Origin of the sequence: Actinoplanes rectilineatus (assembly GCF_000962825.1) — a bacterium.
In the GTDB taxonomy this organism is placed as follows: domain Bacteria; phylum Actinomycetota; class Actinomycetes; order Mycobacteriales; family Micromonosporaceae; genus Actinoplanes; species Actinoplanes rectilineatus.
The window spans coordinates 18,802-32,735 of the sequence record NZ_JZKF01000064.1 but is presented as its reverse complement, the minus strand read 5'-3'; the positions used below and the strand labels follow the sequence as shown (position 1 = coordinate 32,735).

Here is a 13,934-nt window from a genome sequence, read left to right as displayed (position 1 = left end):
TCAGGACGGACGTGGGTATCGGGGCGCCGCCACCACGATGACCGACATGAATCGACCCGTATCTCTGGTAATGGCGTCGCTGACGGCGGTGCTCGTCGCCGCGCCACCCGTGGCGGCCGCCGAGCGGACCTCGTCAGCGATCACCTGGCAGACGTGCCGCACCTATTCCGACGAGGCCCTCGCCGCGATGGTCCCGCCCGACCGGCTGGAACTGTTCAGGCAGATGCTGACCCGGCAGGAGTGCGGCACGGTCAGCGTCCCCCTGGACTACCGCAGGCCGCAGGGCCGGACGATCACCGTCGCGCTCACCCGGATCAAGGCCGCCGACCGGGAGCACCGGCTGGGCAGCCTGGCGCTGAATCCGGGTGGCCCGGGCGGCAGCGGCTATCTCCTGCCGGTGCAGCTGCTGACCGAGGGCGGTGCCGCCGACCTGAACGACCGGTACGACCTGATCGGCTTCGACCCGCGGGGCGTCGGTTACAGCACCAAGCGGGACTGCACGCCGCCGGCGGGGGAGGAGCCGGAGACGACCGGCCCGATCACCGAGGCGGCGGCCCGGCAGCGTTTCGCGGCGGAGTCCCAGGCCCTGGCCGACTGCGGCAACGCGGATCCGGCGTTCCTGGGCGGGCTCACCACCGCGAACGTGGCCCGCGACATGGACCGGATCCGGGCCGGGCTCGGCGACCGCAAGCTCGGCTTCCTCGGTGTCTCCTGGGGCACCTGGCTCGGTGTCGTCTACCGAGACCTGTTCCCGGAGCGGGTCAGCCGGATGTTCCTGGACAGTGTCGCCATCCCGGACTTCGACATGGTCACCTTCCAGGACGAGCGGGCCGCGGCCGGCGAACGGGACGCCCGGCGGATGACGGCCTGGATGGCGGAGCGCGACGACGAGTACGGCCTGGGCGGCACCGCCGCGCAGGTGACGGCCACGGTCGTGGCGCTGCGCGACGACTACGACGCGCATCCGCGCCGGTTCACCGACCTGCCCATCCCGCTCGACGGCGAGTTCGTCGCGGTGGCGATGGCCCAGGACTCGCAGGTGTGGCCGCTCGCCGCGCGTGTCCTCAAGGAGCTGCGGGAGGCTACCGGGACCACCGCTCCGCCGACCGTCAAGGAGGTCATCGGCGACCCGTCCGATTCCGGCGAGCCGCCGGCAGACCTGCCCGAGCGGGGGAACCGGACGATGAACCGGGCCGCGTTCTGCAACGAGGACCCCAGCCGGCTCGGCTTCGACGACGCCTGGGACGAGCACCTGCGGCTTCTCGCGGACAATCCGCTGACCGGCCGGGCGCTGGGTTTCTCCGCCGGATGCGCCGGCTGGCCGCTGCCGGTCCAGCCGGTGACCCTGCACCGCACCACGGCGCCGGTGGTGCTCTCCGGCCACCGGTGGGAGAGCCCGTCACCGTACGAGTGGACCGGCCAGACCCGGGCCGCGGTCGGCGGGAAGGTCTACACCGTGGACGACGACGTGCACGGTTCGGTGCTGAGCGTTCCGGAGTGCATCGCCGACGTGGTCGGCTACTTCGCCACCGGGGCCATCGACGGCGGCTGCCCGGGCAAGCCGGTGCCCACCGGTGACGCCCCGGCGGCGGAGACGTTCACCGCACCCGCCCCGGAGATCCTGGACAACACGATCCGGTCGATCTCGCTGTACGGCTGACGGGTTCCCGGCAACGCGTCGGCAAGGGTACGCACGGTCATCGTCGTCGACCTCCCGGGCAGGCCGGGCACCACGTCGACGGCGATGAACGCGTACCCGTCGTAGCGCACCTGGGACCAGTCGGCCACCTCGGCGACCCGGGTGCCGGTCCGGGCGCCACCCTTGTTGACGCGGACCGGTCCTCCGGCCCAGTAGTAGCTGTTGACCAGGGTCGTGGTGGTGTTCTCCGCACCGGCGGGACGGTACCCGCGGTACCGCTGGCCGAGCGGCAGCAGTTGCGGGCCGGCCGGGACCACTCCGCGCGGCGGCGGGTTCTGCGGGCTCGGTGCCGCACGGAACGGGTACCGCGGCCGGCCTCCGGATCCGACGCACACGTAGGTGACCCCGTCGAGTGCCGGCTGCACGGTCGACCCGTCCGGCGCGGACCGGGTCCGCCTGCCGTAGCGGATCGGGTCGGTCCGTTCGAACAGGTGGTTGTGTCCCTGGACGGCCAGGTCCACCTGGTATGCCGAGAGCAGCGGTTCCAGGGCGCTCCGGACGCCGCCGTCCGAGGCGTGGTTGTGCGAGGTCGAGAACGCGCATTGGTGGAAGAACACCACGATGAAGTCCACCCGTGACCCCGGCGACCGCCACGCCTGCAGGGTCTGCCGCAGCCACGTGACCTGGGCGCCCCGCGCGTACCCGCTGTTGGTGAGGATCTCGCTGGACAGCTCGTTCGCGTCGATCGAGATCACGCCCATGTTGGCGTGCGTGAACCGGTACACCGACGGGCAGCCGGACGGCCCGTTGCCGGGGAAGTCCAGTCGCTGGGTCAGGCCGCCGTATCCGTGGGTGTCGTAGATCGGCTCGATGTCGTGGTTGCCGGTGGTGAACATCCACGGGGTGAACGCGGCCTGCGGTTCGATCTGGTTCAGGAACACGTCCCACACGTACGGGTTGAACAGGTTCTTCCCGGGTTCCGCGACGCGGGTCAGTGCGCGCCCGTTGTCCGCGGGCAGTCCGCTGCCGGACGGGTTGGCGTAGCAGATGTCCCCGGCGAGCAGGGTGAACACCGGCCGCTGCTGACCGGTCAGCCGGGTCAGCGTCTCGGCCGGCCGTGGGTCGGTGCCGCCCGGTCCCGCGATCGGGTCGTCGGCCAGGTACGCGTTGTTGTCGAAGATCCCGCCCGGCCAGGTCCCGCCGGCCCCGGTGACCGTGGCCGGGTTCTGGTGCCATGCCCAGCGCGGGTCGGTCGGGGCGGTGTTCGTGCCGACGTCGGCGAACGCGGTGAACGTGAACGGGGCTTCGGCCGCGGCCGGCGCGGTGATGAAGTGCGCGTCGCCGCTGACGGTCCCGTCGGAGAGCCGGAGCCGGTAGTGGTGCACGGTTCCCGGGGTGAGGGATCCGGTGGCCACCTTGAGGTAGAACTGGCTGCCGGCCGGCCCGGACGGGATGGCGTACTGGCCGACCAGGTGGTGGATGCCCGCTTCGGCGCTGCGGCCGTAGCGTCCCGGGGCGTCGCCGATGTCGAGGAAGGCGCGCAGCCCGGCCGGCAGGTTCCCGGAGGCGCTGACCAGCTGGGCGGTGACCGCTATGCCGAAACCGGTGTGACCGTCGGCGGTGGGCACCAGCGACAGGTGCCGTCCGGAGATCACCACCCCGCCCGGTCCGGCGGTGCCGCCGCCGGCCGCGAACGCGGTCGAGGCGAGCCGGAACTGGGCGGCGACCACGCCGGCGGCGGCCGCTTGCAGGGTCCACCGGCGGGTGACCCGGCGCCGGTTCAGTTCCCGGGTGTTCCACTGCGCGAATTCGTCGGCACTCAACGTCACCCGCTCAGTGAAACAGGCGGGGCCGGTTCCGGCCCCGCCTGTGACAAAACCGGATCAGACGGACGTGACCAGGATCTTCACGTCCCATGATCCCAGCGACAGCTCATCGACGGAGGAACCGCTGTGCAGGTCGGTCGCCGCGAACGGCACGCTGAGCGTGACCGGCTCCCACGACCAGTTCTGCACGAACCAGAGGTGCTCGCCGCGCTGGTTGACCGCCGAGTGCACCCGCACGCTGGGCGCGTCGGCCCGCCAGGCCGGCGCCGGGGCGGCCCAGGTCAGCAGCGCCGCGCCGAGCTGCGGGTTCGGGATGAACCCGGCCGTGGTGATCTTGCCCTTTTGGTGAGAACGCGTGGTCACCGCCGCGTAGGAACCGTGGAACGGGTGCTCGTAGCGCGCCACCACGGTCGCGTCGGTCGCCTGGTAGTTCTCGATCCAGTACTGCGCGGCGGCGTCCTCCGGAAGAACCAGGTCAGAGCCCTCGACCGAACGGACCGGCAGGTCGGCGTCCAGGTTGCAGTACTCGTCGTAGAACGCGCCGGCCGCCGCGGACAGCCCGGCCCCCGGCGCCACCTCGGCCCGCGCCCGCGCCTCGGTGTCCGCGTACCCGGTCCGCGGTCCGATGATCAGGTGACCACCGGCGGCGGCGTAGGCCAGCAGCCATGCGGTCACCGCGTCGTCGGCCGCGTAGTAGGCGGCCGCCACGAACACCGGCAGCGACGCGGCCACGAGCGCCGGATCGTGCGAGGTCAGGTCGCTCGCGTGGTAGACCCTGCTCTGCAGGCCCGCGTCGAAGGCGCCGCGCGCGAAGCCCTCGATCACGGGGGAGTAGGAGTCCTCGATCGGCATGCCGTCGTTCGGCCGGGGCAGGAAGCCGAACTTCTCCAGGCTCCACTTGCTGGCGTGGTCGTAGAGGATGCCGACCTGCGCGTCGGGCTTGAGCCCGACGACCCGGTCGCCCAGAGCCTTCAGCTCGGCGCCGACGGCGGCCAGTTCCTTGTAGGTACGCCCGGGAACCTGGCTGTGCGGGATGACGCCACCCCAGTACGTCTCCGGACCGAAGTGCAGCGTGTGCCAGTGCCAGTACTCGATCATCTGGGCGCCACGGCTGATCAGTGCGAACACGGCCTGCCGGCGCTGTCCCGGGTACGCGCTCTGGTTCATCGAGTGGAATCCGATGGACTGCGCGCCGGTCTCGGTGACCAGGAACGGCTCGTGCCGGGTGCCGTAGATCCAGTCCGCGGTCTGGTAGATCGACCAGGTGCCCTGCGACCACCAGGTCTGGTACTTGACCTCGGTGTCCGGCAGGGTCATCGCGTCCTGCGCCTTGTAGTACGGGTTGCCCGCGGTGACCTCGAAGACCTTGCCGAGGGCGTCGTCCCGCACGGTCGGCCGGGTGTAGCTCGTGCAGGTGGTGACGAACCGGTCGCCGGAGTACTCCTTGACGATTCCGGCCTGCCACGACATGTAGTCCGTGATCATGTCGGCCTGGAACGAGCGCCACGCCAGGTCGTACTGCGGCAGCGAGTTGGTGTCCGGCCTCCACAGGTCACTCCAGTCGGAGAGCTTGTGCGACCAGTAGGTGAGGCCCCAGGCGGCATTCAAGGCCTCGACGGAGGAATATCTGTGACGCAGCGCGTCACGGAACCGCTCGAAGACGCCGTGGTTGAAGAGCAGCATCGCGCCGGGCTCGTTGTCCACCTGGAACCCGATGATCGCCGGGTGGTCCGCGTGCCTGGCCAGGATCTTGCGCACCACCCGCTCGGCGTGGAAGCGGAACGCGGCGTGCGTGATGTCGGCTTCCTGGCGCAGGCCCCAGCCCATCGGCTGCCCGGTGGCCACGTCACCGTTGATCTCCGGGTAGCGGCGCTGCAGCCACGGCGGGACGGCGTACGTAGGCGTACCCAGAATGACGCTGATGCCATGAGAAAGAGCCGCGTCCAGGACCGGGGTGATCCACTCCAGGTCGTAGACGTCGTCCTCGGGTTCCCAGGTCGACCAGACCGACTCGCCGATCCGGATCACCGAGAACCCGGCCTCGCTCATCGCGGCGAAGTCTTCCTTCAGCCGCGGGGTGGGCTGGTACTCGTGGTAGTAAGCGGCGCCGAACAGCACCTGAGGAGGGGTGTAGCTCATGGGTCCATCCTTGTGCAGAGATATCAGCGGACGCTGCGGATCGGCTTGATCAACCACGCGGAGGCGATCAAGATCACGAAGGCGACCAGGAAGACGAAGCGGTAGCCGCCGGTCACCGCGACCACCAGCGAGGTGATCACCGGGCCGAGCATCTGCCCGCCCGAGTTGGCCATGTTGAGGATGCCGAGGTCCTTGGCCGCGGTCTCCTTGCTCGGCAGCACCTCGATGTTCAGCGCCTGGTCGACCGAGGCGTACGTGCCGTTGCCGACGCCGGCCAGCACCGAGAACAGCACCATGCCCCAGGCGAACGGCGCGATGAACGGCACGAACAGGCCGGCCGCCACCAGCAGGGCGGATGCGATCACGAACGGCTTGCGGCGCTGGAACCGGTCCGACAGCGGGCCGGAGCCGAAGCCGAAGATCAGCGACGTGACGAGCTGGATCGTCGCCATCAGGGTGATGGTCGCGGCCGACTCGGCCTCGGTCATCCCGATGTAGTCGGTGAGGATGTACAGCTGGTAGTTGGTGATCGCGTACATGCCGGCCTGGAGCAGGAACTTGCCGGAGAGCGCGAGGTAGTAGTCGCGGGAGTTGTGCCGCGGGAAGCTGAAGTTGTCCAGCAGCATCTTCGCCGAGAACGGGGCACGCGGCACGTCCCGGTTGTCGCTGTCCGGGGCGACCACCACGAAGAGCAGGCCGGAGAGCAGCGAGACGGCCGCGAAGATCAGCAGGCCGGTGTCCGGGTCGCTGACGAACTGGGCGCCGGCGATCTGGCTCAGCGACACACCGAGGACCATGCCGACGCCGTACACCGCGGAGATGGTGCCGCGGACGGCCTCGCCCACCCGGTCCGAGATGACCGCGACCATCGGCGCGATGATCGCGTTCAGGAACAGGATGTAGACGCACCACCAGACGATCAGTCCGGTGCCGCTGGTCGCGCCGCTGAGCAGGACCAGGGAGATCGCGCTGCCGACCGCACCGAAGACGATCATCGGGGCGCGCCTGCCGAACCGCGAGCGGGTCAGGTCGGACAGCGCGCCGAAGACGATGTTCGAGATGAGCGAGAGCAGCGCGCCGGACAGGGCGATCGTCGCGACCAGCGAGACCTTGTCGTCCGGGGCGATCAGTCCGACCTTCGCGGGCACCAGCACCGCGATGCTGCCGATGTAGGGGCCGATCCACATGATGGCGGCCAGGAACAGGGCCACCATGAGCCGCCACGGCAGGCGGGTCTTGGCGGCGGGCAGGTCACTCGGCGTGTGCGGGGTGGTTGTGGACATCGTCGTCTCCACGGGAAAGAGAAGCCGGGGTGCTGAGTACGCGAGGGGAATCGATCACGCGGTCGGCGTCGATCGTGAACGCGGCACGCAGCGGCAGGTCCTCGCTGGACCGGCCCACGTGCACGGTGAAGGTGCCGGCCTCGATACGGCGGTGGCCGTCGATGCCGGTGAACGAGGTGCGGTCGGCGTGCAGGTCGAACACGACCCGGCGGGACTCACCGGCCGGGATGTCGGTGCGCAGGTATCCGGCGAGCTCACGGACCGGGCGGACCACCTGCGCGACGTCGTCGGTCAGGTAGAGCTGGACCACCTCGGTGCCGTCCCGGTCGCCGGTGTTGCGCACGGTGACGCTGATCCGGACGGTGCCGTCCGGGCCGATGCGGTCGGTGTCCAGGGTGAGGTCGTCGTAGGCGAAGCTCGTGTAGGTCAGGCCGTGGCCGAACGGGAACAGCTGGATCGGATCCATGTTCGACACGAACGACCGGGCGCGGCCGAGGATCGGCGCGAGGTAGGTGGCGGGCTGGGTTCCGGGATTCCGGGGTACGCCCACCGGCAGCCGCCCGCTCGGGTCGAGGCGCCCGGACAGCACCCCGGCGATGGCCTGGCCACCCTCGGCTCCGGGCATGAACGCCTGCACGATCGCGGCGCAGCGGTCCGCGAAGGCGCCCAGGGCGTAGGGCCGTCCCGAGACGACGACCAGCACGGTCGGGGTGCCGGTGGCGAGCACGGCTTCGACCAGGTCGGCCTGGGCGCCGGGCAGGGTGAGGGTCTCCACGTCGCAGCCCTCGCCGGAGGTGCCGCGCCCGAACAGCCCGGCCAGGTCCCCGACGGTCACGACGGCGATCTCAGCGTCCTGAGCCGCGGCGGCCGCTGCTGATATTTCCGATATATCCGGATCTGAGAAGTCGGTGCCACGCACATGAACAAGTTCGGTCGTGGGGAAAGCGGCCGTGAGCGCCTCGAGCAGCGAGGCGATCGGGATGCCGTTGTCGGTCCCCTCCTCCCGAGCCAGGATGTGGTTCGGGAAGGAGTAGCAGCCGAGGAAGGCGCGCGGCTCGGCGGCGACCGGCCCGATCACCGCGACCCGCCGAGGCTGATCGGCCAGCGGCAGGATGCCGTCATTGGCCAACAGCACGATCGACCGGTCGGCAAGAGAACGGGCCACCGCACGGTTGTGCGGGCTGTCCAGCGTGTCGACGCCACCCGGGACCGATTCCCAGGAGGGGTCGAGCAGGCCCAACTCGATCTTCTGCGCCAGCACCCGCCGCACCGCGCGGTCGACGAACGCCTCCTCCAGCTGACCGGAGGCGATCAGCGGAGCGAGCCGGCCGTACCCGTCGGTGTCCGGCAGTTCGACGTCGATGCCGGCCCGCAGCGCGACCGCGCCGGACGTCGCCCGGTCCGGGGTCAGCCGGTGCATCATGTCCAGGAACGGGATCGTCCAGTAGTCCGACACCACCGTCCCGGTGAAGCCCCAGCGGTCCCGCAGCACCTCGGTGAGCAGGTGGGAGCTGGCCCCGGCCGGCACCCCGTCGACGTCGGCGTAGGAGTTCATCACCGAGCGGGTGCCACCCTCGCGGACCGCCATCTCGAACGGCGGCAGGATCACGTCCTCCAGCTCGCGGCGGCCCATCGACACCGGGGCGTGGTTGCGGCCCGCGCGGGAGGCGGAATACCCCGCGAAATGCTTCAGCGTCGCGACGATCCCGGCCTTCTCCAGGCCCTTCACGTACGCGGTGCCGGCCGTCGCCACCAGGTAGGGGTCCTCGCCGAACGTCTCCTCGACGCGCCCCCACCGGTAGTCGCGGACCACGTCGAGCACCGGCGACAGCCCCTGGTGCACGCCGGCGCGGCGCATGTCCGACCCCATCGCCGCGCCCATCTCCTCGACCAGTGCCGGGTCGAACGTGGCGGCCAGTGCCAGCGGCGTGGGGAAGACGGTGGCGCCGAGCGCGGTGAACCCGGTCAGGCACTCCTCGTGCACGATCGCCGGGATGCCCAGACGGGTGCTGCTCAGCGCCTTCTGCATGGCTCGGACCTGGGCCATCCCCTCGGCCAGCGGGATCGCGCCGGAGCCGTACGCCCGGGTGATGTGCCCGAGCCCGTCGGCGATGGCGTCGTCGAAGTGGTCCGCCTTGGGCTGGAAGGCGTGGGCCATCGGGGCGACGTCGTCGTCCGGGTCGGCGGCGGCCCGCTCCTCGGCCGAGCGGGGCCAGAAGCTGCCGAGCTGGGCGAGCTTCTCGTCCAGGGTCATGGCCGCGAGCAGCGCCTCGACCCGCTCACCGGTGGGCAGTTCGGGCCGGCGCCAGAGATGGTCGGACATGGTGGTTTACCTCCGCACCGCTGTTGACCTACGTTGGAAACAGTTTCGTTTTGTTTCGTAGGTGCGGCGACTTTAAGTCCAGGTAAACAGGGTGGTCAAGAGCACTTGGCCCAGTCTTGCTTTGTGTTTCGAAGTCTGCGCGAAACAGTTTCGTAACTGGTAGAGTCCACGCCCATGAGCCGGTCCAAGGGCGAGCGCGCCACCCTCGACGCGGTGGCCGAGCGCGCCGGGGTCTCCAAGGCGACCGCGTCCAAGGTGCTCAACCACCGGCCCGGCGTCTCGGCCGCCACCCGCCAGCGTGTCGAGCGGGCGATGTCCGATCTCGACTACGCGCCCACCACCCAGGTCCGTGAACCCCGCGAGACCGCCACCGTCACCCTCGTCTTCGACACGCTGATCAGCCTCTACTCGCTGCGGGTGCTCGAGGGCGCGATCGACGAGGCCAAGGACGACGGCGTCGACCTGATGACCACCACGCTGCTGACCGAGGGCCGGGAGCCGGTCCGCCTCGACCCGGCCTGGGCCGAATCGGTCGCCGCCAAGGGCCACGCCGGCATCCTGGTGGTCACCTCCCGGATCCACGGCGACCTGGTGCGGGCCTGCGACCGGCTCGGCCTGGCACTGGTCGCGGTCGACCCGCCGAACGACCCGGAGCCCCCGGTGGTCAGCGTCGGCTCGCATCACTGGGGCGGCGGCCGGCAGGCCACCGCGCATCTGCTCGATCTCGGGCACCGCCGGATCGCCTTCGTCGGCGGTGCCAACACCAACCTCAACCTGCGGGAACGCTTCGCCGGATACCGGGAGGCGCTGGACGCGGCCGGGGTGGCGCTCGACCCGGCGCTGGTGTCGCACGAGGGTATGGGCAGCGCGGGCCGGGTGGCCCTGCGGATGCTGGAGCGCGCCGGCCCGCGCCCCACGGCGATCTTCGCGACCACCGACTCGGACGCGTTCAACGTGATCCGGGCGGTGGAGTCGCTCGGCCTGCGGGTGCCACGGGACGTGAGCGTGATCGGTTACGACGACACCTACGCGGCTGTCCCGACCTCGACCGAGCTGTCCACGGTCCGCACCCCGATGCGCGAGATCGGGGGACTCGCGTTGCGTACCCTGATGGGATTGGTCGCCGGCGATCAGCCGGTGTCGCGGCAGGTCAAGCTCGCCACCGGGCTGGTCGCGCGGGAGACCACCGCCGCGCCGCCCGCGGACTGACGCCGCCCCTTGACCCCACCTTTGGCACGTGCGTAATCTTGCCGTAATTCTGAAACGTTTCACGCCAAGCCCATCTTGATCGTGTCGCCGCGACCGAAGGACCGCCATGTCGAATCCCGCAGTCTCCGAGCTCATCGCCCGTTCGCATCGCCTGGGCGCCGACCCGCGCACGACGAACTACGCGGGCGGCAACACCTCCGCCAAGGGCGCCGGCACCGACCCGGTCACCGGCGAACCGGTCGAGCTGCTCTGGGTGAAGGGCTCCGGCGGCGACCTCGGCACGCTCACCGAGGCGGGCCTGGCCGTGCTGCGCCTCGACCGGCTGCGCGCGCTCCCCGGCGTCTACCCGGGGCTGGAACGCGAGGACGAGATGGTCGCCGCGTTCGACTACTGCCTGCACGGCCGGGGCGGCGCCGCGCCCAGCATCGACACCGCGATGCACGGCCTGGTCGACGTCGCGCACGTCGACCACCTGCATCCGGACGCCGGCATCGCGATCGCGACCGCCGCCGACGGCCCGGCCCTGACCAAGGAGATCTTCGGCGACCGGGTCCTCTGGGTCGACTGGCGCCGGCCCGGTTTCCAGCTCGGCCTGGACATCGCCGCCGTGCAGAAGGCGAACCCGCAGGCCATCGGCGTGATCCTCGGCGGTCACGGGATCACCGCGTGGGGTGCGACGAGCGACGAGTCCGAGGCCAACGCGCTGGAGATCGTCAACACCGCCGCGGCCTATCTGACCCGGCACGGCCGCAGCGCGCCCTTCGGCGCGGAGATCCATCCCGCTCTTCCCGAGGGGGTACGCCGTGAGCGGGCCGCCGCTCTGTTCCCGGTGATCCGCGGTCTCGCCTCGACCGACCGCCCCCAGGTCGGCCACTTCACCGACAGTGACGTGGTCCTCGCCTTCGTCGGCAGTGAGCGACTCGGTGAACTGGCCGCCCTCGGCACCTCCTGCCCGGACCACTTCCTGCGCACCAAGGTCAAGCCGCTGGTCCTGGACACCGCGCCGGACGCCCCGCTCGACGAGGTGGTGGCCCGCCTCCAGGAGCTGCACGCGGCGTACCGCGACGACTACCGCGGCTACTACGAGCGGCACGCCACCGCGGACAGCCCGGCGATCCGCGGCGCCGACCCGGCGATCGTGCTGGTCCCCGGCGTGGGCATGTTCTCGTTCGGCGCCAACAAGCAGACCGCGCGGGTGGCCGGCGAGTTCTACGTCAACGCCATCAACGTCATGCACGGCGCCGAGTCGGTGTCCCGCTACGCCCCGATCGACGAGGCCGAGAAGTTCCGGATCGAGTACTGGGCACTCGAGGAGGCCAAGCTCCAGCGGATGCCGAAGCCGAAGCCGCTGGCCACCCGGATCGCGTTCGTCACCGGCGGCGGTTCCGGCATCGGCCGGGCCATCGCGCTGCGCCTCGCCGCCGAGGGCGCGGTCGTCGTGGTCGCCGACCGGGATCCGGCCACGGCCGAGGCGGTCGCCCGCGAGATCGGCGGCCCGGACGCGGCCGTCGCGGTCACCGCCGACGTCACCGACGAGACCGCCGTCCGGGCCGCGGTCGCCGAGGCGGTCCTCGCCTTCGGCGGTGTCGACCTGGTCGTCAACAATGCCGGACTGTCCATCTCCAAGCCGCTGCTGGAGACCACCGAACAGGACTGGGACCTGCAGCACGACGTGATGGCCAAGGGCTCCTTCCTGGTCGCCAAGGCCACCGCGAAGGTGCTCGTCGACCAGGGGATGGGCGGCGACATCGTCTACATCTCCAGCAAGAACTCGCTGTTCGCCGGGCCGAACAACGTGGCGTACGGTGCGGCCAAGGCCGACCAGGCGCACCAGGTCCGGTTGCTCGCCGCCGAGCTGGGCGCGCACGGCGTCCGGGTCAACGGCATCAACCCGGACGGTGTGGTCCGCGGCTCCGGCATCTTCGCCGGCGGCTGGGGCGCCAACCGGGCCGCGGTCTACGGCGTCCCGGAGGAGGAGCTCGGCGCGTTCTACGCCCAGCGGACCCTGCTCAAGCGCGAGGTGCTGCCGGAGCACGTGGCCAACGCGGTCTTCGTGCTGACCGCCGGCGAGCTGTCGCACACCACCGGCCTGCACGTCCCGGTCGACGCGGGTGTCGCCGCCGCGTTCCTGCGGTGACCGCCTCCTCGTTCGCCGCTGTCGATCTCGGCGCGTCCAGTGGGCGCGTCGTGGTCGGCCGGTTCGGCGACGGTCTCACCCTGGACGTGGTGCACCGGTTCCCGAACGAGCCGGTGCGGGTCGGCGGGACGCTGCACTGGGACATCCTGTCGCTGTTCCGCGGGGTGCTCGACGGGCTGCGGGCCGCCGGGCCGGTGGACGGCATCGGTATCGACTCGTGGGCCGTCGACTACGGACTGATCGACGCGAGCGGGGCGCTGCTGGGCAACCCGGTGCACTACCGGGACGCCCGGACCGACGGGATCGCCGAGCGGTTCGGTGACTTCTACGAGATCGCCGGCCTGCAGACGCTGCCGTTCAACACGGTCTACCAGCTGATCGCGGCCCGGGACACCCCGCAGTACCGGGCGGCCCAGCGGCTGCTGCTGGTGCCCGACCTGCTCGCCTACTGGCTGACCGGGGAGATCGGGGCGGAGTACACCAACGCGTCGACCACGGGACTGCTCGATGTGCGTACCCGGGAATGGTCCTCGTCCTTGATCTCCGATCTGGGGTTGCGGGCCGACCTGCTGCCACCGCTGCGGCAGCCGGGGGAGATCATCGGCCGGTACGAGGGGACGCCGGTGGTGGCGGTCGGCTCGCACGACACCGCGTCGGCGATCGTCGGGGTGCCGGCGTCCGGACCGGACTTCGCCTACATCTCCTGCGGGACGTGGTCGCTGGTCGGTCTGGAACTGGACCGGCCGGTGCTGAGTGCCGCGTCGCGCGCGGCCAACTTCACCAACGAGGGTGGCGTCGACTCGACGATCCGGTATCTGCGGAACGTGATGGGCCTGTGGCCGTTGCAGGAGTGCCTGCGCGAGTGGGAGATATCGGATATCTCGTCATTGCTGGCGGCGGCATCCGAGGTTTCGTCGCTGTCCCATCTCGTCGATCTCGACGACCCGGTGTTCATGCCCCCCGGCGACATGTCCGGCCGCCTCCGCAAGGCCGCCGGGCTGCCCGCCGGCGCCTCGCCCGCGGTGATCACCCGGTGCATCCTGGACAGCCTCGCGCTGGCCCACCGGCGTGCGATCGTGCAGGCACGGGAACTCTCCGGCCGGGACGTCTCGGTGATCCACCTGGTCGGCGGGGGAGCACTCAACGAACTGCTGTGCCAGCTCACCGCGGACGCGTGCGGGTTGCCGGTGCTCGCCGGGCCGGTGGAGGCCACCGCCCTGGGCAACCTGCTCGTCCAGGCCCGTGCCGCCGGCGTGGTCGACGGTGGACTGGATGCGCTGCGCGCCCTGGTACGCGAGACTCAACGGATCGTGCGCTACGAACCGCGTGGTGACGCGGCCGCCTGGACGGCCGCCGCCGCCCGAGTGGGAAGGTGAAC

At 70.8% G+C, this 13,934-nt stretch carries 7 protein-coding genes and 1 pseudogene; 4 read left to right on the top strand and 4 right to left on the bottom strand.

Going from position 1 to position 13,934, the window contains the following annotated elements; genetic code table 11:
- Positions 1-37: 37 nt before the first annotated feature.
- Positions 38-1,483, top strand: a pseudogene (locus tag WH85_RS53330) (alpha/beta fold hydrolase); the annotation flags it as partial.
- Between the two features lie 35 nt (positions 1,484-1,518).
- Here the strand turns inward: WH85_RS53330 and WH85_RS33785 are convergent.
- Genes WH85_RS33785 through WH85_RS33770 form a run of 4 tightly spaced genes read right to left on the bottom strand, consistent with a single transcriptional unit; the run spans position 1,519 to position 9,210 of the window.
- A complete protein-coding gene (locus WH85_RS33785; RefSeq protein WP_045746149.1) occupies positions 1,519-3,468 on the bottom strand; it encodes a metallophosphoesterase in 1,950 nt (649 codons plus the stop codon).
- Positions 3,469-3,522: 54 nt separating this feature from the next.
- A complete protein-coding gene (locus WH85_RS33780; RefSeq protein ID WP_045746148.1) occupies positions 3,523-5,604 on the bottom strand; it encodes a beta-galactosidase in 2,082 nt (693 codons plus the stop codon).
- A 23-nt stretch (positions 5,605-5,627) separates the two neighbouring features.
- Positions 5,628-6,887: an MFS transporter gene (locus WH85_RS33775; protein WP_045746171.1), complete on the bottom strand. Its 1,260-nt coding sequence runs from the start codon at positions 6,885-6,887 to the stop codon at positions 5,628-5,630.
- On the bottom strand, positions 6,856-9,210 hold the full coding sequence (locus WH85_RS33770) for a beta-glucosidase family protein (RefSeq protein WP_045746147.1): 2,355 nt from the start codon (positions 9,208-9,210) through the stop codon (positions 6,856-6,858). The genes WH85_RS33775 and WH85_RS33770 overlap by 32 nt, the downstream gene beginning before the upstream one ends.
- 174 nt (positions 9,211-9,384) lie before the next feature.
- On the opposite strand from WH85_RS33770, the gene WH85_RS33765 reads away from it, so the two are divergent.
- The 3 genes from WH85_RS33765 (at position 9,385) to WH85_RS33755 (ending at position 13,932) form a co-directional block, all read left to right on the top strand.
- Positions 9,385-10,419: a LacI family DNA-binding transcriptional regulator gene (locus WH85_RS33765; protein WP_045746146.1), complete on the top strand. Its 1,035-nt coding sequence runs from the start codon at positions 9,385-9,387 to the stop codon at positions 10,417-10,419.
- Between the two features lie 106 nt (positions 10,420-10,525).
- Positions 10,526-12,556: a bifunctional rhamnulose-1-phosphate aldolase/short-chain dehydrogenase gene (locus WH85_RS33760; RefSeq protein ID WP_045746145.1), complete on the top strand. Its 2,031-nt coding sequence runs from the start codon at positions 10,526-10,528 to the stop codon at positions 12,554-12,556.
- A complete protein-coding gene (locus WH85_RS33755; RefSeq protein WP_045746144.1) occupies positions 12,553-13,932 on the top strand; it encodes a rhamnulokinase in 1,380 nt (459 codons plus the stop codon). The genes WH85_RS33760 and WH85_RS33755 overlap by 4 nt, the downstream gene beginning before the upstream one ends.
- Positions 13,933-13,934: the final 2 nt, after the last annotated feature.